Genomic DNA, 23,754 nt, shown 5'->3' with positions numbered 1-23,754 from the left:
GAGGTATTATGATAGAAATTGCTGTATTAATTATTGCCATTGCGTTTGTTGTTTTAGTTTTAGGAATACTTTTCGTTCTGAAAAAAGTATCAGAAACGATTGAGGAAACCAAGCAAACTATTAAAGTATTAACAAGCGATGTTAACGTGACTCTTTACCAAACTAATGAAATTTTAGCCAAAGCTAATGTTTTAGTTGATGATGTTAATGGTAAAGTATCTACTATTGATCCTCTTTTTGTAGCTATTGCTGACTTATCAGAATCTGTATCTGATTTAAACCTACAGGCAAGACATATTGGACAAAAGGCAAGTAGTGCAACCTCAAGTGTTACTAAGGCAGGTTCAGCTTTAGCTATTGGAAAAGCGGCTTCAAAAATTTTTCGTAAAAAAGGAGACAAAAAATGAGTAAATTATTTAAAACTTTAGTTATCAGTGCTGCATCAGGTGCAGCAGCAGCTTATTTTTTAACAACAAAAAAAGGAAAAGAGCTAAGGAAAAATGCAGAAAAATTCTATGGAGAATATAAAGAAAATCCAGAAGAATATCATCAAATAGCTAAAGATAAAGCAAGTGAATATTCAAATTTAGCTGTTGATACTTTTAAAGATTATAAAGGTAAATTTGAATCAGGTGAATTGACAACAGAGGATATCGTCTCAGCCGTTAAGGAAAAAAGCGGAGAAGTAGTTGACTTTGCTAATGATTTTGTCAATCAAGCTAAATCAAAATTCTCAGACGAGGATACTGCTAAAAAAGAAGATAAGGCTCCTGAAACAAAAGTAGAAGATATTGTCATTGATTATAAAGAAAACACAGAAGATAAAGAAAATTAAAAAAGAAGCTACTATAAGTAGCTTCTTTTTTATGAGATTTTTATTGTCTGAGTGACCAAATGAATGAAGAGACTGCAGATGTAACTGCTAGACTTGCCAGCATCGCTAGTAAGAAACTCCAGACAGGTGTTAAACTTAGTGCTAGTAATAAGAAAGAGATTAGCACAGTGGTTATACTGAAGAGAGCGATACGAGCAAAAAAGACTAGCTCACGCAACTTAGCACTGTGATCAAATTCTTGAAATACTTGAAATTTTGGTTGAGCTTGCTCTGTTTTGCTTTCGTGAGTTTGCTCTTGCTTAAGTGGTGATGACATAGCTTTCTCCTTTGATACTAGCATATCATATCACAAATAATAGAGTTTGTCACTAGTTTTTTGATACTATGAGTTAAAATAAAGGTTTTTTCTCAAAAAAACAAAAACATTGCCCATATTAGTAGTAGAATACTAAAAGTATTTTTTACTACTTTCCTTACTTTTTTAAATTGGAAAAGAAAAAATAGATATAATTTTATATAATATTACAATACTATATTTTTTCTTATCTGATAGTGCTTAACCTCTAAAGTGATATAATTTTCGAAAAGAATATTTTTATTTATTCTTGTCAAGAAATATGCTTAAAAATGCTGAAAGTTTGTTATAATACTAATTATGGAAAAAATAATTTTGACAGCGACAGCTGAATCTATTGAACAAGTAAAGCAATTGCTAGCAATAGGAATTGACCGCATCTATGTAGGGGAAGAAAATTACGGTCTTCGTTTACCACATTCATTTTCAGACGATGAATTGCGTGAAATCGCTAAATTAGTACATGATGCTGGTAAAGAATTGACAGTAGCTTGTAATGCACTCATGCATCAAGAGATGATGGATAATATCAAACCATTTTTGGAGTTGATGAAAGAAATTAATGTGGATTATTTGGTAGTTGGTGATGCAGGAGTATTTTATATCAACAAGCGTGATGGTTATAACTTCAAACTTATCTACGACACTTCTGTCTTCGTTACATCAAGTCGTCAAGTTAATTTTTGGGGACAACATGGAGCAGTAGAAACGGTTTTAGCACGTGAAATACCTTCTGAAGAACTTTTTAAGATGTCTGAGAATCTTGAATTTCCTGCTGAGATTTTAGTTTATGGGGCTTCTGTAATTCATCACTCTAAGCGTCCGTTATTGCAAAACTATTATAATTTTACTCATATCACTGATGAAAAAACACGTGAGCGTGGTCTTTTTTTAGCAGAACCAGGTGATCCAGAAAGTCACTATTCTATTTACGAAGATAAGCATGGGACTCATATTTTTATTAACAATGATATCAATATGATGACTAAAGTGACTGAACTAGTTGAACATCACTTTACTCACTGGAAATTAGATGGTATTTATTGTCCAGGAGATAATTTTGTTGCTATTGCTGAAATTTTTGTCGAAACAGCTCGTTTGATTGAAAATGGAACATTCACTCAGGCTCAGGCTTTCTTGTTTGATGAACGAATTAGAAAACTGCACCCTAAAGGACGTGGTTTAGATACTGGATTTTATGATTTTGACCCATCAACAGTAAAATAAGATTTATTTGCTACGTGAAAGTTTTCTATTTCAAAGCGTAGCCAATTACACTAAGAACTGCATATCGATTGGTATGTTAATTAAGATAGAAAATAATTCTTTTATCTTGAAAATAGAAGGAAATATAAGATGTCTAATGTAAAAAAACGCCCTGAGGTTTTATCACCTGCAGGAACACTAGAAAAATTAAAAGTTGCTATTGATTATGGAGCAGATGCTGTATTTGTTGGAGGTCAAGCGTATGGTCTTCGAAGTAGAGCTGGTAACTTTTCTATGGAAGAGTTACAAGAGGGAATAAACTATGCTCATGCAAGAGATGCTAAAGTTTATGTAGCGGCTAATATGGTTACTCATGAAGGTAATGAGCTTGGGGCAGGTCCGTGGTTTCGTGAATTACGTGATATGGGACTAGATGCAGTCATTGTTTCAGATCCTGCTCTTATTGTTATTTGTGCTACAGAAGCACCAGGCTTAGAAATTCATTTGTCAACTCAAGCCTCTTCCACGAACTATGAAACTTTTGAATTTTGGAAAGAGATGGGGCTTACTCGTGTCGTATTAGCACGTGAGGTTACTATGGCAGAGTTGGCTGAAATCAGGAAGAGGACAGATGTTGAGATAGAAGCATTTGTTCATGGCGCGATGTGTATTTCATACTCAGGACGATGTGTTCTATCAAACCATATGAGCCATCGTGATGCTAATCGTGGCGGTTGCTCTCAGTCATGTCGTTGGAAATATGACCTCTACGATATGCCATTTGGACAAGAACGTCAATCGTTAAAAGGCGAGATTCCAGAACCTTTCTCAATGTCAGCTGTGGATATGTGTATGATTGAGCATATTCCAGATATGATTGAAAATGGTGTAGATAGTTTAAAAATAGAAGGACGTATGAAATCCATTCATTATGTTTCTACAGTAACTAATTGCTATAAAGCTGCTGTAGATGCCTATATGGAAAGTCCAGAAGCTTTTGAAGCTATTAAAGAAGACTTGATTGATGAACTTTGGAAGGTTGCACAACGCGAATTAGCAACAGGTTTTTACTACCATACACCAACTGAAAATGAACAACTCTTTGGAGCTCGTCGTAAAATTCCTCAATACAAATTTGTTGGGGAAGTGGTTTCATTTGACAATGCTAAAATGGAGGCTACAATTCGTCAGCGTAATGTTATTATGGAAGGAGATCGCGTAGAATTCTATGGTCCTGGCTTCCGTCACTTTGAATGTTTTATTGATGGTCTGCGTGATGCTGAAGGAAATAAAATAGACCGTGCTCCAAATCCGATGGAATTATTAACCATAACATTACCAAATCCAGTAAAAAAAGGGGATATGATTCGTGCTTGTAAAGAAGGATTAGTGAACCTTTATCAAAATGATGGTACTAGCAAGACTGTAAGAGCTTAGATACTTTTATAACTATTTTGTCATTTTACATGGTCAATATTACTAAAAATTGTTAAAATAGAAGAAGTTCATTTAAATAGAACAAAAAGCTATAAAAATAACGAATAGTATAAGTGGAGGTATAAAATGTCAGAATTTACATTTGAAATTGTTGAGAAGTTATTGGTCCTATCTGAAAATGAAAAAGGTTGGACAAAAGAGTTGAATCGTGTGAGCTTCAACGGAGCGCCAGCTAAATTTGATTTGCGTACATGGAGTCCAGATCATACAAAAATGGGTAAAGGTATCACTTTATCTAATGAAGAATTTAAAGTCATTTTAGATGCTTTTCGTAAATAAATAAAAAGTGGTTTCAAAAACCACTTTTTTTGTCGAGACAAACGAGTATTCAGTAAACATATTGATTAAAAAAATAGAATTTTTAAACTAAAAGAATTATAATGGAGGTAAAAGGAGGCCTCTATGATTAGACATTCATTTAAAAGTAAGGTGTTATTGTTAGTCTTTATCTTAACAATAATAGTGAATTATTTATCCGCAACAGGTTTTTTAACAGGGAACAGTCAGAAGAGTCTGTCTGATCGTTATCAAACGCTCTTGACACCAGCACCATTAGCCTTTTCAATTTGGTCAGTCATCTATTTATTGACCTTTTTAGTAATATTAAGAGCTATATTCAGTAAGAGTCAATCTTACCAAGATAACTTTGCTAGCATTTTTCCATACTTTTTGGGTCTTCTATTAGTTAATAATATATGGACTGTATTTTTTACGAGTAATTTGATTGGCCTATCAACAATAATAATTTTTGCTTACTGTATTCTTCTGGTTATCATTATCAAGATACTAAGTAAAAATAAATCAAAATTACTGCTTAGAATAACATTTGGAATTCATGCAGGATGGTTGCTAGTTGCGTCATTGGTCAATTTAGCGGTCTACTTAGTTAAAATTGATTTTAATTACCCATTACCAAAGGTATATATAGCTATCATTGCCTTGATTTTTATAACTGTTTTAAGTCTTTACCTAGCTAGAGTATTACAAAATGCTTACTTAATCTTATCCGTTTTTTGGGCTTGGTTGATGGTTTTTAAAGCACATTTAGAAGGAAATTTTCAACACCTATATTTTAGTATCCAAATTTTATCTTTGATTGCAGCAATTATCCTTGGCGTATCGTTTTTCATCATCGGTTATTATAATGTCAAGGAGAGGTACAAGCAAAAAAATACTAGCCCTTACTCACGGGTTCTTTGAAAGAAATACAAAAAGCTCCATCATTATGTACTTTCCTCTATCATTAGATGTATGTCTCATGATAGAGGTTCAGTTCATTAGTGGGGCTTTTTTGTATTGTATTAAAGTAAATCCATGATTAATTTCAAATTGAGTAATGTTAAAATGATGGCGACAAGGTATGCTAAATAGGTATTCCATTTAGCATTAGCATGCTCTCCCATAATTGATTTTTGCGACGTGAAATAAATCAATGGAAAGATTGAAAATGGTAAAGCTAAGGAAAGAAAAACTTGTGAATAGACGATTAGTTGATCTAACGTATTTTCTTCGCCTCCAACTAGTAGGGCGATAACAAAAATTGGAAGAAGAGTTAATAATCTAGTACAAAGCCTTATTAACCATTGAGGTAATTTGAAGTGAAGGAAACCTTCCATAACGATTTGTCCTGTTAAAGTACCTGTAATCGTTGAATTTTGACCACTTGCTAGTAGGGCAACTGCAAAAAGGGTAGAAAGGAAAGAACTGGCTACTGCACCAGTAATAGTTTTATCAGATAGGGCAAGATACATTTGAGAAAAGGCACTGATATCATTAGCATGCCCATAAAATAGACTAGCTCCTAAGACTAATAGTAGCGAATTCACGACAAATGCAAGTGATAGCTGAATGTTAGAATCTAAGGTCATGAAACGTACAGCTTTTTTTATTGAAGATTTATTATGATAATCCACGCGTCTAGTCTGAGATAAAGAAGAATGTAAATAAAGATTATGTGGCATGACTGTTGCGCCGATAATGCCAAGAGCGAGGGTTAAAGGACTATTTTTCCCTTCATGTGATATGTTAAAAAGCTCATGGTGTGGTAAAAATCCTTTGAACATAGCATCTAAATCAGGTTGTGATAAAACAACTAAATATGTAAAGATTATCAAAATTGTCAATATGAGAACAGAAACAAAGGCTTCAATTTTTTGGACGCCTAACTTCATTAAGAGTAAAAGTAAGAATACATCCAAAATAGTAATCATGATAGACAGTAACAGGGGCCAGCCAAATAATAAGTGAAGAGCAATGGCAGAGCCAATGACTTCTGCTAAATCAGTAGCGATAAGGGCTAACTCAATGATAATAAATAGCAGGTAACGAAGCGGTTTTGGGAGTCGAGAAGCTGTTGCTTGTGCTAAGTCCTGTCGTGTAACAATGCCAAGCTTGCCAGCCATTTGTTGTAATTGCATCGCCATCAAAGAAGATACTAAAACAACAAACAATAGTAAGTAACGATAGGTAGCTCCACCAATAACGCTAGTAATCCAGTTACCTGGATCCATATAACCAACTGCAACCAAAGCTCCAGGTCCAAGAAAAGCTCTTAAAGTGTTCCAAAAAGAGCTATTGTGAGGAACCTCAACGCTCTGATTAACTTCGGATAAGGATCTTTTGACGGAATGATTTTGATTCATGTAATACTATACTTTCTAGTAATCTCAAGCTATTATAACAAATAGAAAATAGAAAAACAATTAAAAATTAACGCTACTTAATAATCAATTGAGGTGCTGTTTAGTATTTAGAGAATTATTTTCTTAACAGTTACATTTGAAATAACAAAATAACAGATTTCTATCGATTATTTTTAGTTCCGTAGATTTACCTAAGTTATTTAAGTGGAGTAAACTATATCTGTAGTGAATTTTTTAAGAAATATAATCCAATAATACTAGCGATTCTTGTTTGATTAGTTCGAAAGATTGCTTTATGGTATAGATATACTGTCTTGTAGAGATAAGAATAGATGAGCTACTTAATTATTATTTTATAATAAAAAACACATTATTTTTATTGACAAATAAAAATGAGTTTAGTAAAATAACTGTCAAATAGAATTTCTTCGGGGTCAGGTGAAAATCCTAACCGGCGGTATAGTCCGCGAGCTTTCGAGCATGAACTGGTGTGATTCCAGTACCGACAGTAAAGTCTGGATGAGAGAAGAATTCAGTGATTGTCTGCTACTTGCAGTTTATTTGTGCTGGATTAATGAGAGACTCCCTATAGTTTTCTATAGGGAGTCTTTAGTTTTTTTGTGCTACCTAAAATATAATGCTAATTAGTATAATCAACGACTTCTCATCCCTCCCCTTAGTTTTCTATTTTAGAAGCTAAGGGTTTTTATTTTAGAAGGAAAAAGGAAATGATGAAAAAAGAAGACTACATGGCATTAGCCTTGAAAGAGGCTGAGAAAGGTATGGGGTTCGTTGCTCCCAACCCATTAGTAGGTGCTGTTATTGTTAAAGATGATCGTATAATTTCCAAAGGTTATCATAAACGATTTGGAGATTTACATGCGGAAAGACAGGCTATTAAAAATGCTGATGAGGATATCTCTGGAAGTACTCTGTACGTGACTTTAGAACCATGCTGTCATGTTGGTAAGCAACCACCTTGTACTGAAGCTCTTATTAAATCTGGTATCAAAAAAGTAGTAGTTGGAAGTTTAGATCCAAATCCTTTAGTTTCAGGAAAAGGGATTGCCTTGTTGAGAAAAGAAGGTTTAAATGTTGAAGTTGGTATCTTAAGAGAAGAATGCGATGCTCTGAATGAAAGATTTATTTTTTACATGACCTATAAGCAGCCTTTTGTTTATTTGAAATATGCTATGACTTTAGATGGGAAGATAGCTACAAAGACGGGCGATTCTAAGTGGATATCAAATGAGCACTCAAGACAATCTGTTCAGAAATTGAGGCAAAAATGTAGTGCTATTATGGTCGGTATCAATACTGTATTAGCTGATAATCCACGTTTAACTTGCCGTATTCCTAAAGGTGAAGCGCTTGTGAGGATCGTATGTGATAGTCAGTTGAAGATACCTTTAGACTCTTACCTAGTTAAGAGCGCTAAAACAATACCAACATGGATTGCAACATGTTCAGATAATCTTGCTCAGCAACAAACATTAAAAGAAATGGGTTGCCGTTTGATTAAGGTCCCAAGAAAAGATGGAAAGCTGGATTTGAAAGTATTAATGACTATTTTAGGACAAGAAGGGATTGATAGCCTTCTTATTGAAGGAGGAAGTAGTTTACATTTTTCAGCTTTAAAAGCTGGTATTGTTAACAGACTAATTGTTTTTATTGCACCCAAAATAATAGGAGGTCTGAAAGCAAAAACAGCTATTTCTGGAGAAGGTTTGGATTGGCTTAACCAAGCTTTCAGAGTAAAAGATATTGAACTTAGTCGTATGGATTCTGACGTTGTTATTGAAGGAAAGGTAGAACATTATGTTTACAGGAATTATTGAGGAAATGGGTCAAGTCAGTCGTATTCGGAATGGCATAAAGTCCCAACAATTAAGTATTGATGCTCCCAAACTAGTCCCTTTATTAAGAAAAGGGGATAGCGTAGCTGTTAATGGTGTTTGTTTGACGGTTCTTGACAAAAGTGAAACAGCTTTTATAGCAGACGTCATGCCAGAAAGTATGATGCGAACAAGCTTAGCTGCTTTACGACTTCATTCTAAAGTTAACTTAGAATTAGCACTCAGAAGTGACTCAAGGTTAGGGGGGCATTTTGTTCTTGGACATGTGGATGGGGTTGGAAAAATAGAAAAAATCCAAAAAGATGATATTGCTGTCAGATTTTCAATTGATGCTCCACCTAGTATTATGTCTTATATTATAGAGAAAGGTTCGGTGGCTCTAGATGGGATTAGCTTAACAGTGGTATCATTTACAGAGCATTCTTTTGAAGTTTCGGTCATTCCCCACACGATGGCTCAAACTAATCTATCCTTAAAAAAGGTTGGGGATTTATTAAATATCGAAGTGGATGTTTTAGGCAAATATGCTGAGAAATTTTTAGCACCCACTAATAGAACTAATCACACTTCATCGGTAATGGATTGGTCTTTTTTATCAGAAAATGGCTACTAAGAGAGAGGAGAAAGCTAATGGCCTTTAGTCCAATAAAAAACCTTTTACAAGACATCAAATCAGGGAAAATGGTAGTGTTGATGGATGACGAAAATAGAGAGAATGAAGGAGACCTTATTTGTGCGGCTGAAATGGTGACAAAAGAGTCGATTAATTTTATGGCTAAATTTGGGAAAGGATTAATTTGCTTACCTCTGTCTAATTACTATGCTGAAAAGTTAGAATTAGCTCAAATGGCTAGCCATAATACTGATAATCATGAAACAGCTTTTACCATATCTATTGATCATCTATCAACTAGTACTGGGATTTCTGCGGAAGATAGAGCTTTGACAGCTAAGATGGTTGCTAACGACAGTAGCAAAGCTAAAGACTTTAGACGTCCTGGGCACTTATTTCCCTTGTTAGCCAAGGAAGGAGGTGTTTTAGCTAGAAATGGACATACTGAAGCAACCGTTGATCTATGTCGTTTAGCTGGATTAAAGGAATGTGGACTTTGTTGTGAAATAATGGCTGAAGATGGTAGTATGATGAGAAAGGATGAGTTATTAGCATTTGCTCAAAAGCACGATTTAGCTATCGCTACCATAAAACAATTGCAAGACTATAGACGTCAAGAAGAGGGAGGGGTGGTTAGAGAAATTGAGATTCAGCTACCAACGCAATTCGGTCATTTTACGGCTTATGGATATAGCGAAGTTGTGGCAAATAAGGAACATGTTGCCCTTGTTAAAGGGGATATTAGTAGTGGTGAAGATGTTTTATGTCGTTTACACTCAGAATGTTTGACAGGTGATGTCTTTCATTCCTTGAGATGTGATTGTGGGGAACAACTGGCTAATGCCCTCCAACAAATAGAGGCTGAAGGTCGTGGAGTCCTTCTTTATATGAGACAGGAAGGTCGAGGAATTGGTTTGATTAATAAGTTAAAAGCTTATCATTTGCAAGAAGAAGGCTTAGATACTTTAGAAGCTAATTTGGCTTTAGGTTTTGAAGGAGATGAGAGAGACTATGGAGTTAGTGCTCAACTTTTAAAAGATTTAGGTATAAATTCTATAAACTTACTAACCAATAATCCAGATAAAATCCAACAACTTGAAGCAGAAGGAATTTGCGTCAAAAACAGAGTGCCATTACAGGTGGCAGCAACAGCTTATGACCTTAATTATTTAAAAACTAAAAAAGAAAAAATGGGACATCTTTTAGATTAAAGGAGGAAGAAAAAATGACAATTATTGAAGGACAATTAGTGGCAAACGAAATGAAAATAGGAATCGTAGTCTCACGTTTCAATGAATTGATTACATCTAAATTATTATCAGGAGCAGTAGATGGACTGCTGAGACATGGTGTTTCAGAAGAAGATATAGATATTGTATGGGTACCTGGTGCTTTTGAAATCCCCTATATGGCTAGAAAAATGGCATTATATAAAGATTATGATGCTATTATCTGTCTTGGGGTAGTCATTAAAGGCAGCACTGATCATTATGATTATGTTTGTAATGAGGTGACAAAAGGTATTGGTCATTTAAATAGCCAGTCAGATATCCCTCATATCTTTGGTGTTCTAACAACGGATAACATCGAACAAGCTATTGAGAGGGCAGGAACAAAAGCAGGAAATAAAGGTTATGATTGTGCTCTTTCGGCTATTGAAATGGTGAACCTTGATAAAAAATTGCGTGAGCGATAAATCAGAAACCTAACAAAGTTCAGTAGAGGTAATATTAAAACCCACCTTAAATAAGGATGGGTTTTAATATATTCTTATTTCATTGTAGGGAAAAGTAGGACGTCTCGGATAGTTGTTGTATCAGTTAACAGCATACAGAGACGGTCGATACCAATACCTAGTCCACCAGTAGGTGGCATACCATATTCAAGTGCTTCAACATAATCGTAATCAACTCCAGTTGCTTCATCATCGCCAAGTTCTTTAGCAGATGCTTGTGCTTCAAAGCGAGATAGCTGATCAATTGGGTCATTTAATTCTGTAAAAGCATTAGCGTATTCTTTAGTCATGATAAAGAGTTCGAAACGGTCTGTAAAACGAGGGTCTGTATCATTTTTCTTAGCAAGTGGAGACACTTCAACTGGATGACCAAAGACAAAAGTTGGTTGAATTAAAGTGTCTTCAACAAATTCTTCGAAGAAGGCATTAATGATGTGACCAACTGTTGTGAAATGTTTTTCAAGCGGAACATTTTTTTCTTGTGCCAAAGCTTGTGCTTCTTCAAGAGTCATTTCTTTCCAGAAGTCAATACCAGTGATTTCTTTAACCGCATCAACCATATGAACACGTTTGAATGGTTCATTAATTTTAATTTCTGTGCCTTGATAATTAATTGGTCCATCACCTTTTACAGTTTTTGTAACATGCTGGATAATACCTTCTGTCAAGTCCATAATATCCTGGTAGTCAGCATAGGCTTGGTAGGCTTCAATAGATGTGAACTCTGGATTGTGGGTTGCATCCATCCCTTCATTACGGAAAATACGTCCGATTTCATAAACACGCTCCATACCACCTACAATAAGACGTTTTAGATGCAATTCAGTTGCGATACGAAGAACCATGTCAATGTCTTGTGCATTGTGATGTGTGATAAATGGGCGAGCAGAAGCACCACCAGCTTCATTATGAAGAACAGGTGTTTCAACCTCTAAGAAACCATTGCTATCCATAAAGCGACGAATTTCTGAAATGATTTTTGAGCGTGTTACAAAACGGTCAAAGCTGTCACGATTTGAGATTAAATCAAGATGACGTTTACGATAGATTGTTTCAATATCAGTTAGGCCGTGGAATTTTTCAGGAAGTGGACGGAGTGCTTTTGAAAGGTGAGTAATATGAGTAGCCTTGATAGAAAGTTCTCCCATATCTGTACGCATTACTTGCCCTTCAACACCAAGGAAGTCACCTAAATCAGCTTTTTTAAAGATTTCGTAGTTTTCTTCGCCAACAGAATCTTTACGGACATAAATTTGAATTTGACCTTCGCGATCTTGGATATGCGCAAAGCCAACTTTCCCCTTACCGCGCTTAGTCATTAAACGACCAGCGATTGTAGCAGTTTCTTCAATGTCGTGCAAGTCTTCTTTTGATTTGTCAGCGTATTTTTCATTTAATTGACCAGATGTTGCTGTACGTTCAAATCGTTTACCAAAAGGATCAATGCCTTGTTCAGTCAAAGCAGCCATTTTTTCACGACGAACAATCTGTTGGTCATTTAATTCTTCAATATGTTGGTTAGACATAATTTCCTCCAAGTTAGTATTCATCCTATTGTACCACAAAAACACTGATAATTCATAATTTATTTTATGAGTTTCTGGTGTTATTCTCATTTTTAATAGACTTTTCACCATTTGAAAATAAGGGTAGAAAAAGGTATAATTAACAATTGAAAATTCAGAAAGAAAAGGATAATCATGATTACTTCAATTGTTTTTGATGTTGATGATACGATTTACGATCAACAAGCACCTTACCGTATTGCTGTGGAGAAATGCTTTCCTGATTTTGATATGAGCGCTATTAACCAAGCTTATATTCGCTTTCGTCATTATTCAGATATTGGCTTTCCACGAGTAATGGCTGGTGAATGGACAACAGAATATTTTCGTTTCTGGCGATGCAAAGAAACGCTTTTAGAGTTTGGTTATCGTGAAATTGACGAAGCTACTGGTATTTATTTTCAAGAAATATACGAACATGAACTTGAAAATATTACAATGCTTGATGAGATGCGTATGACACTTGACTTTTTGAAATCAAAAAATGTACCAATGGGAATTATTACAAATGGTCCTACGGAACATCAATTGAAAAAAGTTAAAAAATTGGGACTTTATGACTATGTTGATCCAAAACGTGTTATAGTTAGTCAAGCAACTGGTTTTCAAAAGCCTGAAAAGGAGATTTTTAATTTAGCAGCAGAGCAATTTGATATGAACCCTTCAACTACACTTTATGTGGGTGATTCATATGATAATGATATTATGGGTGCATTTAATGGTGGTTGGCATTCTATGTGGTTCAACCATAGAGGACGTTCTTTAAAACCGGGAATTAAACCAGTTTATGATGTTGCTATTGATAACTTTGAGCAATTATTCGGTGCTGTTAAAGTGTTGTTTGACTTACCTGATAATAAATTTATTTTTGATATCAACGATAAAAGTAATCCAGTCCTTGAAATGGGACTTAATAATGGTTTAATGATGGCAGCAGAGCGTCTGCTTGAGAGTAATATGAGCGTTGACAAAGTTGTTATTTTACTGCGCCTAACTGCAAAACAAGAAAAAGTATTACGCATGAAGTATGCTAGATAATTAAATAATCCACTAGATGAATCTAGTGGATTATTTTAGTGTGTCATTTTGACCTCTTGCCTTAAATAAGATTTATCGTTCCAAGTCAGACAGTTGAAGTCTTTAAAATCATGAGTTTCTATGATTGTGAGGCTGGCATTATCAAGTTTATCTTTGTAGTGTAAACTACCATATTGATAACCCAGTAAGGAACGAATAGACGCAGTTAGGTTTGCTCCATGTCCTACAATAAGGACCTTGTCGTAATTTTTTGAAGCTAGAGAACGTAAGAAACTCTCTACACGATGCGTTGTCTGATAAAGAGATTCTGCACCGAACATGTCATGTTTAAATTGTAAGGGATTTTGATAAAATGCGGTCATTTGACGAGGATAGATAGCTTGCATAGTTGCAATTTTACAACCTTCTAAAGTTCCCAATGCCCATTCACGAAGTTGAGGAGTATAGTGGATTTCTTTTGGGCATGAATTAGCATCATTGAGGATATTAACAGTATCTCTAGCACGACCTAAGTCGCTAGAATAAACAGCATCAAAATGAATAGATGATAGGTATTGTCCAAGTTCTTCTAATTCTTCAATAGCTTCTTCAAGGAGAGGTGAGTCTCCGTTAGCACCTTGGAAACGCCCCTCTAAATTCCATTGTGTTTTTCCGTGTCTAACAAGATAAAATTTCATATTTTTCTCCAATCCTAATTATTATTCCTTTATATCGGCAAATTTAGCATTTACGAAATCTGCAAGAACCTCACTATTAATACGAATAGAACGTCCAATTTCTCCTGCAGAGACAATGAGTTCTTGTTTTTCTAAAGCGATAGTATCGATAAAAATAGGGTAATTATGTTTTTGGCGAATTCCAATTGGATTATTTGCTCCGTGAATATAACCGGTTATTTTCTGGAGATCTTTTTGAGGTATCATTTGTACCTTTTTGTTTCCTGAAATTTTAGCTAACTTTTTTTCGGATAAATGCTCGGTGAGAGGTAAGATACCTATTATGGGACCGGTTTTATCACCGATTAGCGCTAATGTCTTAAAGATATCTTGTTTTTGAATACCGTTGGGTAAATCTCCCTGTAAAGCATCCAATTGTAGACTATCATGTTCGATTTTTGCTTTATCTAAAATTTGATCAACTAAAGTTTTTTTGATTTTATTCTTTTTACTCATAATGACCCTTAACTAATAAGTTTGTTTCATATTTATTATAACATTTAAAGATGATTATAGTAAATTTCTACTGACTCTTAGAAATAAGCTTGAATACCATTTCAGGGAATAATGATAATAAATATCGCAACAGTACTATTTGGAATGTTAAATTAGAAGTTTTATAAATAGCTAAATATGAAGTGTCCTGATGTAATGACTTGAAATCATACCGTGGTCAGGTATTAAACGATTACTTTGACAAGGCATATAAAAATTTCTATACTAAATTTACAAAATGAAGGAGAGGGAACTATGGAAATACTGATTGCAGGTGGTAGTGGTTTTTTAGGAAAGCAGATAATAAAAGCAGCGCTTACAAAAGGGCATAAAGTGGCTTACTTATCAAGACATGAAGGTAAAGGTGATATATTTAAGGATCCTAGATTAACCTACATTAGGGGAGATATTACAGAAGCTGATAAGATTCATTTAGAAGACAGAACTTTTGATATATTAATTGACTGTATTGGAGCGATTAAGCCCAATCAACTAGATGAGCTTAACGTTAAAGCAACCCAAAAAGCAGTAGCACTCTGTCACAAAAATCAAATACCAAAGTTAGTTTATATTTCAGCCAACAGCGGCTATTCAGCTTACATTAAAAGTAAAAGGAAGGCAGAGCAGATAATCAAAGCAAGCGGTCTGGATTATCTTTTTGTAAGACCAGATTTGATGTATGGTGAAGAGCGACCTCTCTCGATTTTCCAAGCCAAGTGTATAAAGTTATTTAGTCATTTGCCTTTCTTAGGTATTGTTGTACAAAAGGTCTTTCCAACTAAGGTTGTGATAGTGGCAGAAGCAATCGTTACTACGCTTAGGAAAAAACCAACCCAAAAAATCCTTTCTATTGAAGAATTAAATAATAAATAGTTTATCAAAAAAGCTACTGTTAACAGTAGCTTTTACTCTTTTACTTTTCCAAAAAGTTTCTCATAAGTTTTCTTCTTGTCTTTATTAACTGCAATTTGATTTAAATCAAGCGGTTGATTGAATCCTGGTAGATAACCTTGAGAGGTGTATTGGTGTAAATCGTATTTAAGTTCAGTTTGCGGAGCCGCTTCATAGTATCCAGAATCGCTACCATAAGTTGGAATCCAAACAGCGTCAAATCCTTTTACAGAGATGCCTTGCTCAGTCATAAAGTAAGTACCAATGTAGATACCAACATTTTTAGCACCAAGTCTTTTTAATTCTTTTCGGAATGCTTGGACACCTTTATTCATGTTAGACATTGTCTCCTCTTCTACGTCAATCCAATAAAAAGTTGGTTTGTAAGGAGCTGCATTCTTATAAAATATCTGAGCCTCTTCTTTCATTTCTTTAACACTTGAACCAAGTGCATAACTGTAGACAGCTACTGGGATATTTCGCTTTTGAAATTCTTTGATATGGGTCTTAAACGATTTATCGATTCCAGTTGTATAAGCAGCGTTATTAGTCTTAGATATCTTTGATCCACCAAAGACACGAATAACAACACCTGAAATATTTTTTGAAAGCGTATCGTAATCAATCTCCTTAGGAAGTTGCCAACCAGAGACATCGATAATCGGTTTAAGAACAAACTCTTTATCTTTCGATGATGTTGATTTTTGCGGTACTTTTGAAGCTTTTACGGATGGAATTGTCTTTTTAGCTTCAACTAATTCTTTTTTCAAAGTATTTGTCGAATGTAAATGACCAATAATTAATAAAAGTCCAAATAAACTGAAAAAAACCGCAACAACAATAGGTTTAATTCTTCTTCTCATTATTGATATTGTAACTTAAAAGGTTTAAAAAATCAAAGTTTACAGGCTTATTTACGTTCTTTTAAAAAAGAGGTCGTTTATGTAACATTAGAAATGAAATTGTAATAAAAAAGACTTTTAAGCGGTAGTCATAGTTTTGAGGTATAATTAAAGACATGATAAAGAATTCAACTTTAACTAAATTGACTAGAGTCGCTATATTATCTGCTTTGTGTGTTGTGTTGAGATATGCTTTTGCGCCTCTGCCTAACATTCAGCCAATTACTGCCATTTTTTTGATTACAGTTGTCTTATTCGATTTAAAAGAAGGTGTAGCTACTGTAACTATAACAATGCTAGTTTCTTCTTTTTTAATGGGCTTTGGGCCATGGGTCTTTTTGCAAATCATTTCCTTCACTTTAATTTTATGCTTGTGGAAATTTCTGATATATCCGCTGACAAAAGCTGTATGTTTTGGTAAAATAACGGAGGTAGTACTTCAAACTTTCTTTGCAGGAGGGTTAGGGGTTGTTTATGGCGTCATTATTGATACCTGTTTTGCTTGGTTATATCATATGCCTTGGTGGACTTATGTATTAGCAGGACTTAGTTTTAATATGGCACACGCTTTATCAACTTGTTTATTTTATCCTCTTTTGTTACCGATTTTAAGGAGATTTAGGAATGAAAAAATACATTAAATTATTCTTGCTAACAGTATTCGCTACAACTTTAGTAGCTTGCGGGCAACCATCTACATCGAATAAGACAACAACTAGCTCAACGTTAGAAGTTGGTAAGGTTGAATTGGTGGTTAAAGAAGATACGAACGTGTTAAGTGAAAAGGTTGTTTACCATAAAGGTGATACTGTTTTGGATGTGCTTAAAGCTAACTATAAAGTTAAAGAAAAAGATGGTTTCATTACTTCAATTGATGGCATCAGCCAAGATGAAACCAAAGGGCTTTATTGGATGTTCAAGGTCAATAATAAATTAGCTCCTAAGGCAGCAAACCAAATTAAAGTTAAAAAGAATGACAAAATTGAATTTTATCAGGAAGTTTACAAAAAATAAGATAAAAACAAGTTGGAGATATCTCCAACTTGTTTTTATGTTTTTGAAAGGCTGTAGTTTAGCCTTGCTCAATAAGATTACTGTAATTAATAATTTGGTCTACAGTGTTAGATAAGAAATTAATAGTATCGCGCAGAGGCTTATCAGTAGAAATATCAGCACTGATTAATAGAGCTGTTTCTAAAGGGGTACGGCTCCCACCAGATTTCAAGAATGCTAACCACTCTTTTGCTCCGTTTGGATTATTTTTGAGATTGAGATAGCCGGCTGTCGAGATTACTAATCCAGCAGAGTAAGTATAGCTATAGAGCCCCATGTAGTAATGAGCTTGTCTCATCCATGTCAAAGCGGCATCGTCATCTATTTCAATAGCATCTCCCCAGAATTGTGTTAATACTTCCTTCATAATAGCATTTAATTGTTCTGCTCCAAAAGTTCCTCCCTCCTCAATTAGAGTGTAAACTTTACGTTGGAAAGCAGCTTCAAGTAAGTGAGTAATGAAATTGTGGAAGTAAGTATCAGTTAAGCGATGTGCAAGAGCAAAGCGTTTTTGACGTGCTGTATCAAATTGGTTTTCTAAGTAGTCACTAAGTAAAAGTTCGTTAAAAGTAGATGGAGCTTCAACATAGTAAGTGGACATGTGAGTATTGAAAAAACTTTGGTGATTATCTGAGAAGATAAATTGACCAGAATGTCCAATCTCATGAATAAGTGTGTAGACATCGCTCATACGCCCCGTCCAGCTCATGAGTACATAGGGATGAACTTTGTAAGGATCCGCAGCATATCCTCCAGAATCTTTATTAGCGTTAGCTGCAAAATCAACCCAACGCTCTTTTTGATAGCGCTCAACCTCTTGAGAATATTCTTTTCCTAAAGGAGCAACTGATTTCATTACTAAGTCATAAGCATCATTGATACTTACTTCGGGATTAAGTTCGTTATCAATGTCTAATTTCCAATCTGCAAAAGTCATCTTTTCAATACCATTAACATCGGCGATATGTTTGAGGAATCGTTGAGCTACTGGACCAAATTCATCCATGATAAGATCAATTTGTCTGTCAAACATTGAACGGTCAACTTCTTGTTCGGAAAGAAGATAATCAAAAACACTATCGTAACCACGCATATCAGCAATTAACTTTTCAGATTTGACTTTTGCAAGATAAGCCGCAGCTGCAGCATTTTGGTGCTTACGTAGACCTTTCGAGAATGAACGGAAGGATTTTTCACGTATCTCTGCATTTTCGTGATTTTGAAAGTAATTTTCATAAGTTACAAAACTATTTTTGTAGGTTTTTCCGTCAACTTCAAAATCTTCCATATCAAAATCGCCAGCACGCATTTTAGTATAAATATCATATGGTGTATTTAGGACTTCATTTAAGTTTGTCAAAGCTTTTTCGACTTCTGGACTTAATAAGTGTTGCTTTTGAATTTTAGCTTGGCGAATAGTTGCTTTGAAATGAGGGTTATTTTCTAAAGAATCTAAAATCTTTATATCTGCATTTGCTAGGGCAGTATTAAAGAAAGAAAGTAGTACATTAGCTTTAGTTGCGAAGTCTGATCCTGCTTGAGAAATTTGTGCAAACTCTTCGTTGCTAAAGTCAGTAGTTTGAGGCATAAAAGCATACGTATCAATGTGACTCATCTGGATATAAATATGCTCGATTTCCATAAGGGCACTAGTAAAATCCTCAACACAATTAAGTTTTCCCTCGTAATTTTTTTTGAAAACCTTGATATCCTCAAGAGCTTTTTCAATAGCCAGTAAAAAATCTTGACGATCTTTGTAGAGAGCAGTCAGATCCCAAAGTTCATTTTCAGGGAATTCAGAGCGTTTTTTAAGTTTCATGCGATACTCCTTTAATAATAGTTGTTAATTAACAATTAATCAGTTAATCTCAATTATCCTCAGTATATCAAAAAAGTCGAACAAGAAAAACTGATTACTGTCATAAATAAGTAAAAATCTGAAAATTCTATCTAAAAATCCTAGAATGGTTTACTTTTTACTTTAAAATGGTATCATAGTAGTGAGATTTAAGAGAGGAAGTGATGGTTTGTCCCACCCGAAATTAGAAAGTAGTAGCAATAAAGAAATCATTACCGAAGAGGTCGGTTTACTGAAGCAGCTTTTGGATGAAGCAACGCAAAAATTGATTGGTAGTGAATCATTTGACAAGATTGAAAAAATAGTTTCATTATCATTAACTGACGATTATACTGGTCTGAAGGAAACTATTTCGGCTTTAAGCAACGAGGAGATGGTTATTGTTTCTCGTTACTTCTCTATTTTGCCGCTCTTAATTAATATTTCAGAAGACGTTGATTTAGCATATGAAATTAATTATAAAAATAATCTTAACCAAGATTACCTAGGAAAGTTATCAACGACTATTGATGTTGTAGCTGGCCATGAAAATGCTAAAGATATTCTTGAACACGTCAATGTTGTGCCTGTGCTAACAGCTCATCCTACTCAGGTGCAGCGTAAAACGGTGCTCGAATTAACGTCTAAGATTCATGATTTATTACGTAAATACAGAGATGTCAAGGCAGGAATCGTGAATCAAGAAAAATGGTATGCTGACTTGCGTCGTTACATCGGCATTATCATGCAAACAGACACTATTCGCGAGAAAAAATTGAAAGTCAAAAATGAGATAACCAATGTAATGGAATATTACAACCGTTCTCTTATTAAAGCAGTTACCAAATTAACAGCAGAATATAAGGCACTGGCAGCTAAAAAAGGTATTCACTTGGAGAATCCTAAGCCTCTGACTATGGGGATGTGGATTGGTGGTGATAGAGATGGCAATCCCTTTGTAACTGCTGAGACACTAAGATTATCAGCTATGGTACAAAGTGAAGTGATTATTAACCATTATATTGAGCAGCTAAATGAACTTTATCGTAATATGTCACTTTCAATAAATCTAACTGAAGTCTCTCCCGAACTTGTTACATTGGCAAACCAGTCACAAGATAATTCGGTATATAGGGAAAATGAACCTTACCGTAAAGCTTTCAATTTTATCCAAGATAAACTGGTACAAACCCTACTAAATTTAAAAGTTGGTTCTTCCCCAAAAGAGAAATTTGTTAGTCGCCAAGAATCTTCTGATATTGTAGGAAGGTATATAAAATCACATATCGCTCAAGTAGCTTCTGACATACAGACAGAAGAACTACCAGCATACGCTACTGCTGAGGAGTTTAAACAAGATTTGTTACTTGTGAAGCAATCTTTAGTTCAATATGGACAAGATTCTCTTGTTGATGGCGAATTAGCTTGTCTTATTCAAGCAGTAGATATCTTTGGATTTTATTTAGCTACTATTGATATGCGTCAAGATTCTAGTATTAATGAAGCTTGTGTAGCAGAATTATTGAAGTCTGCCAATATTGTAGATGATTACAGTTCTCTTTCAGAAGAAGAAAAATGTCAACTTCTCTTAAAAGAATTAACAGAAGATCCTAGAACATTATCTTCTACGCATGCTCCTAAATCCGAGTTACTTCAAAAAGAATTGGCTATTTTCCAAACAGCACGTGAGTTAAAAGATCAATTGGGTGAAGACATTATAAACCAGCATATCATTTCTCACACAGAGAGCGTTTCGGATATGTTTGAGTTAGCTATCATGTTAAAAGAAGTTGGACTAATTGATGCCAATCAAGCTCGTATTCAGATTGTACCGTTATTTGAAACCATCGAAGATTTGGATAATTCACGTGATATTATGACCCAGTATCTACATTATGAATTAGTTAAAAAATGGATTGCTACTAACAACAATTATCAAGAAATAATGCTAGGTTATTCAGATAGTAATAAAGATGGTGGCTATTTATCATCTGGTTGGACTCTATATAAAGCTCAAAATGAGCTAACAAAAATAGGTGAAGAAAACGGTATTAAAATCACATTTTTCCACGGTCGTGGTGGAACTGTTGGTCGTGGTGGTGGTCCATCTTATGAAGCTATCACATCACAACCTTTTGGTTCAATCAAAGATCGAATTCGCCTAACAGAGCAAGGTGAAATCATTGAGAATAAATATGGTAATCAAGATGCAGCCTATTATAACCTTGAAATGCTTATTTCAGCTTCCATAGACCGCATGGTAACACGTATGATTACTAACCCTAATGAAATTGATAATTTCCGTGAGACAATGGATGGTATTGTGTCTGAAAGTAATGCCGTTTATAGAAATTTAGTTTTTGATAATCCTTATTTCTATGACTATTTCTTTGAAGCAAGTCCAATTAAAGAGGTATCAAGTTTAAATATTGGTTCTCGGCCAGCAGCACGTAAAACAATTACAGAAATTTCAGGTTTACGTGCAATTCCATGGGTATTTTCATGGTCACAAAATCGTATTATGTTTCCAGGATGGTATGGTGTTGGATCAGCCTTCAAGCACTTTATTGAACAAGATGAGGCAAACTTAGCAAAATTACAAACCATGTATCAAAAATGGCCATTCTTTAATTCTCTTTTATCTAATGTAGATATGGTTTTATCAAAATCAAATATGAATATTGCGCTTCAGTATGCTCAGTTAGCTGGAAGTAAAGAAGTTCGAGATGTTTTTAATATCATCCTTAATGAATGGCAGTTAACTAAAGATATGATTTTAGCTATTGAACAGCATGATAATTTATTAGAAGAAAACCCAATGTTACATGCAAGTTTAGATTATCGTTTGCCATATTTCAATGTTTTGAATTATGTTCAAATTGAATTGATTAAACGTCTTCGTAGTAACCAACTAGATGAAGACTATGAGAAGTTGATTCATATTACTATTAATGGTATTGCAACAGGTTTACGAAATTCAGGTTAATATTGATAGAGGGAGGATCATTGCTATTCTCCCTTTTACTTTACTTCGAAAGATGATATAATGCATAATGGTAATTTTTTGATATATTAAAGGAAATAATACAATATGAAAATTGATAAAAGGCATCTTCTGAATTATTCCATCCTCATTCCCTATTTGATATTGTCTATTCTAGGCTTAATTGTAATTTATTCGACAACTAGTGCAACTCTAATTCAGCTTGGAGCTAACCCTTTTCGTTCAGTAATCAACCAGGGTGTCTTTTGGGCAGTCAGTTTGGTTGCAATTATCTTTATCTATAAACTGAAACTAAATTTTTGGAAAAATTCTAAAGTGTTGACTATGGCAGTATTGGTAGAAGTATTTTTACTACTAATAGCGCGCTTTTTTACACAAGAAGTTAATGGAGCACATGGTTGGATTGTTATTGGTCCTATTAGTTTTCAACCTGCTGAATATTTAAAAGTTATCATTGTATGGTATTTAGCGTTTACTTTTGCTCGAAGGCAAAAAAAGATAGAAATATATGATTATCAAGCTTTGACAAAAGGGAGATGGCTTCCGAGATCACTAAGCGACCTAAAAGATTGGCGATTTTATTCTTTATTTATGATTGGTTTGGTAATTGCACAACCTGATTTAGGAAATGGTTCGATAATTGTTCTAACGGTCATTATTATGTACTGTATTAGTGGTATTGGTTATCGATGGTTTTCAGCTTTACTTGGTCTAATCGTCGTGGGGTCAACTTTATTTATCGGAACTATTGCAGTTGTTGGAGTTGAGACAATGGCTAAAGTCCCTGTCTTTGGTTATGTAGCTAAGCGATTTAATGCTTTTTTTGACCCATTTAAAGATTTAACAGATTCAGGACACCAGTTGGCTAATTCGTATTATGCAATGAGCAACGGTGGCTGGTTTGGTCGAGGACTTGGGAATTCTATTGAAAAATTAGGGTACTTACCAGAAGCAACAACAGACTTTGTCTTTTCAATTGTTATTGAGGAATTAGGAGTTATTGGTGCAGGGTTTATTTTAGCTTTGGTTTTCTTCTTAATTTTACGTATTATGCACGTAGGTATAAAGGCTAAAGATCCTTTCAACTCAATGATCGCTCTTGGTATTGGAGCAATGCTATTGATGCAAGTTTTTGTTAACATTGGTGGTATTTCTGGGTTAATCCCCTCAACTGGAGTGACATTTCCTTTCTTATCCCAAGGAGGGAACAGCCTCTTGGTACTTTCTGTAGCTATCGGATTCGTGCTTAATATTGATGCTAACGAGAAAAAGGAACTCATAATGAAAGAAGCAGAAGAGCAATATAAGCCACAAGAAAAAAATGAAAAAATAATCAACCTTGATGCCTTTAAATAATCATCCAAACAAAAATCGAGATTTTTATCTCGATTTTTGTATTTTTTGAAATTTAAACTCTAATTAATAGAGAGAAGATATTTGAAGAAAAGAAGTGTCTATTAATATTCTAATACTATAAATTAGGATGTATTTAACAATATGATTATATGATAACT

At 34.5% G+C, this 23,754-nt stretch carries 23 protein-coding genes and 1 riboswitch; of the genes, 16 read left to right on the top strand and 7 right to left on the bottom strand.

The features are described 5' to 3' along the window. Nucleotides 1-8: 8 nt before the first annotated feature. Together EGX70_RS03770 and EGX70_RS03765 are read left to right on the top strand one after the other, a co-directional pair. Entirely contained in the window at nt 9-407 is a 399-nt protein-coding gene (locus EGX70_RS03770) for a DUF948 domain-containing protein (protein ID WP_000569599.1), read from the top strand. After that, nucleotides 404-835 carry a YtxH domain-containing protein gene (locus EGX70_RS03765; RefSeq protein WP_123947937.1) on the top strand — a complete coding sequence of 144 codons (432 nt, stop codon included), beginning with the start codon at nt 404-406 and terminating at the stop codon, nt 833-835. The genes EGX70_RS03770 and EGX70_RS03765 overlap by 4 nt, the downstream gene beginning before the upstream one ends. A gap of 40 nt (nt 836-875) precedes the next feature. Here EGX70_RS03765 and EGX70_RS03760 read toward each other — a convergent pair whose 3' ends face one another. Continuing rightward, on the bottom strand, nt 876-1,151 hold the full coding sequence (locus EGX70_RS03760; RefSeq protein ID WP_000097985.1) for a DUF3270 domain-containing protein: 276 nt from the start codon (nt 1,149-1,151) through the stop codon (nt 876-878). A gap of 339 nt (nt 1,152-1,490) precedes the next feature. Here EGX70_RS03760 and EGX70_RS03755 point away from each other — a divergent pair, with 339 nt between their 5' ends. The 4 genes from EGX70_RS03755 to EGX70_RS03740 all read left to right on the top strand — a co-directional run bounded on the left by EGX70_RS03755 (nt 1,491) and on the right by EGX70_RS03740 (nt 5,093). Further along, a complete protein-coding gene (locus EGX70_RS03755; protein ID WP_016480044.1) occupies nt 1,491-2,417 on the top strand; it encodes a peptidase U32 family protein in 927 nt (308 codons plus the stop codon). Nucleotides 2,418-2,546: 129 nt separating this feature from the next. Continuing rightward, nucleotides 2,547-3,833, top strand: a complete 1,287-nt coding sequence (locus EGX70_RS03750) for a U32 family peptidase (RefSeq protein WP_000073157.1) — start codon at nt 2,547-2,549, stop codon at nt 3,831-3,833. A 126-nt stretch (nt 3,834-3,959) separates the two neighbouring features. After that, on the top strand, nt 3,960-4,172 hold the full coding sequence (locus EGX70_RS03745; RefSeq protein WP_001288869.1) for a YdbC family protein: 213 nt from the start codon (nt 3,960-3,962) through the stop codon (nt 4,170-4,172). 123 nt (nt 4,173-4,295) lie between these two features. Continuing rightward, a complete protein-coding gene (locus EGX70_RS03740; protein WP_000618024.1) occupies nt 4,296-5,093 on the top strand; it encodes a tryptophan-rich sensory protein in 798 nt (265 codons plus the stop codon). A 101-nt stretch (nt 5,094-5,194) separates the two neighbouring features. Here EGX70_RS03740 and EGX70_RS03735 read toward each other — a convergent pair whose 3' ends face one another. Next, nucleotides 5,195-6,535 carry an Nramp family divalent metal transporter gene (locus tag EGX70_RS03735; RefSeq protein ID WP_001073014.1) on the bottom strand — a complete coding sequence of 447 codons (1,341 nt, stop codon included), beginning with the start codon at nt 6,533-6,535 and terminating at the stop codon, nt 5,195-5,197. A gap of 420 nt (nt 6,536-6,955) precedes the next feature. Next, nucleotides 6,956-7,070: riboswitch (FMN riboswitch) on the top strand. 193 nt (nt 7,071-7,263) lie between these two features. Between EGX70_RS03735 and ribD the strand changes: the two genes are divergently transcribed. Genes ribD through ribE form a run of 4 tightly spaced genes read left to right on the top strand, consistent with a single transcriptional unit; the run spans nt 7,264 to nt 10,700 of the window. Then, entirely contained in the window at nt 7,264-8,373 is a 1,110-nt protein-coding gene (gene ribD / locus EGX70_RS03730) for a bifunctional diaminohydroxyphosphoribosylaminopyrimidine deaminase/5-amino-6-(5-phosphoribosylamino)uracil reductase RibD (protein ID WP_000976000.1), read from the top strand. Next, complete coding sequence (locus EGX70_RS03725) at nt 8,354-9,004, top strand: riboflavin synthase (RefSeq protein WP_000493859.1); 651 nt, start codon at nt 8,354-8,356, stop codon at nt 9,002-9,004. The genes ribD and EGX70_RS03725 overlap by 20 nt, the downstream gene beginning before the upstream one ends. A 17-nt stretch (nt 9,005-9,021) precedes the next feature. Next, complete coding sequence (locus EGX70_RS03720) at nt 9,022-10,215, top strand: bifunctional 3,4-dihydroxy-2-butanone-4-phosphate synthase/GTP cyclohydrolase II (protein WP_123947935.1); 1,194 nt, start codon at nt 9,022-9,024, stop codon at nt 10,213-10,215. Nucleotides 10,216-10,229: 14 nt separating this feature from the next. Beyond that, nucleotides 10,230-10,700, top strand: coding sequence for a 6,7-dimethyl-8-ribityllumazine synthase (ribE, locus tag EGX70_RS03715; RefSeq protein WP_000152414.1), 471 nt, complete (start codon nt 10,230-10,232; stop codon nt 10,698-10,700). A 74-nt stretch (nt 10,701-10,774) separates the two neighbouring features. Here the strand turns inward: ribE and lysS are convergent, their stop codons facing one another. Then, entirely contained in the window at nt 10,775-12,265 is a 1,491-nt protein-coding gene (gene lysS, locus EGX70_RS03710) for a lysine--tRNA ligase (RefSeq protein WP_000070708.1), read from the bottom strand. Nucleotides 12,266-12,439: 174 nt separating this feature from the next. Between lysS and EGX70_RS03705 the strand changes: the two genes are divergently transcribed. Then, complete coding sequence (locus tag EGX70_RS03705) at nt 12,440-13,342, top strand: HAD family hydrolase (protein WP_000633102.1); 903 nt, start codon at nt 12,440-12,442, stop codon at nt 13,340-13,342. 35 nt (nt 13,343-13,377) lie between these two features. Here the strand turns inward: EGX70_RS03705 and EGX70_RS03700 are convergent, their stop codons facing one another. Both EGX70_RS03700 and EGX70_RS03695 read right to left on the bottom strand, forming a co-directional pair. After that, nucleotides 13,378-14,019 carry a histidine phosphatase family protein gene (locus tag EGX70_RS03700; protein ID WP_000675284.1) on the bottom strand — a complete coding sequence of 214 codons (642 nt, stop codon included), beginning with the start codon at nt 14,017-14,019 and terminating at the stop codon, nt 13,378-13,380. Nucleotides 14,020-14,040: 21 nt separating this feature from the next. Continuing rightward, the gene (locus EGX70_RS03695; protein ID WP_000038843.1) at nt 14,041-14,514 is read right to left on the bottom strand and encodes an aminoacyl-tRNA deacylase; all 474 of its coding nucleotides are present in this window, start codon (nt 14,512-14,514) and stop codon (nt 14,041-14,043) included. A gap of 294 nt (nt 14,515-14,808) precedes the next feature. Between EGX70_RS03695 and EGX70_RS03690 the strand changes: the two genes are divergently transcribed. After that, nucleotides 14,809-15,426, top strand: a complete 618-nt coding sequence (locus EGX70_RS03690) for an SDR family oxidoreductase (protein WP_000404306.1) — start codon at nt 14,809-14,811, stop codon at nt 15,424-15,426. A gap of 32 nt (nt 15,427-15,458) precedes the next feature. Here EGX70_RS03690 and EGX70_RS03685 read toward each other — a convergent pair whose 3' ends face one another. Further along, nucleotides 15,459-16,307 carry a glycoside hydrolase family 25 protein gene (locus tag EGX70_RS03685; RefSeq protein ID WP_001254339.1) on the bottom strand — a complete coding sequence of 283 codons (849 nt, stop codon included), beginning with the start codon at nt 16,305-16,307 and terminating at the stop codon, nt 15,459-15,461. 155 nt (nt 16,308-16,462) lie between these two features. On the opposite strand from EGX70_RS03685, the gene EGX70_RS03680 reads away from it, so the two are divergent. Then, nucleotides 16,463-16,987 carry an ECF transporter S component gene (locus EGX70_RS03680; protein WP_000594806.1) on the top strand — a complete coding sequence of 175 codons (525 nt, stop codon included), beginning with the start codon at nt 16,463-16,465 and terminating at the stop codon, nt 16,985-16,987. Beyond that, entirely contained in the window at nt 16,971-17,360 is a 390-nt protein-coding gene (locus tag EGX70_RS03675; protein WP_000759944.1) for a DUF4430 domain-containing protein, read from the top strand. The genes EGX70_RS03680 and EGX70_RS03675 overlap by 17 nt, the downstream gene beginning before the upstream one ends. Before the next feature lie 58 nt (nt 17,361-17,418). Here the strand turns inward: EGX70_RS03675 and pepF are convergent, their stop codons facing one another. Further along, a complete protein-coding gene (gene pepF / locus EGX70_RS03670; protein WP_000768691.1) occupies nt 17,419-19,218 on the bottom strand; it encodes an oligoendopeptidase F in 1,800 nt (599 codons plus the stop codon). A gap of 208 nt (nt 19,219-19,426) precedes the next feature. Here pepF and ppc point away from each other — a divergent pair, with 208 nt between their 5' ends. Then, nucleotides 19,427-22,222 (top strand): phosphoenolpyruvate carboxylase, encoded by a 2,796-nt coding sequence (gene ppc / locus EGX70_RS03665; protein ID WP_000019267.1) that lies wholly within the window; start codon nt 19,427-19,429, stop codon nt 22,220-22,222. A gap of 105 nt (nt 22,223-22,327) precedes the next feature. Continuing rightward, on the top strand, nt 22,328-23,596 hold the full coding sequence (locus tag EGX70_RS03660; RefSeq protein WP_123947933.1) for an FtsW/RodA/SpoVE family cell cycle protein: 1,269 nt from the start codon (nt 22,328-22,330) through the stop codon (nt 23,594-23,596). The last annotated feature ends 158 nt before the right edge of the window (nt 23,597-23,754 follow it).

It is taken from the genome of Streptococcus sp. FDAARGOS_522, from assembly GCF_003812445.1.
Classification (GTDB): Bacteria; Bacillota; Bacilli; order Lactobacillales; family Streptococcaceae; genus Streptococcus; species Streptococcus agalactiae.
This window is presented reverse-complemented; position numbering and strand designations above follow the sequence as displayed.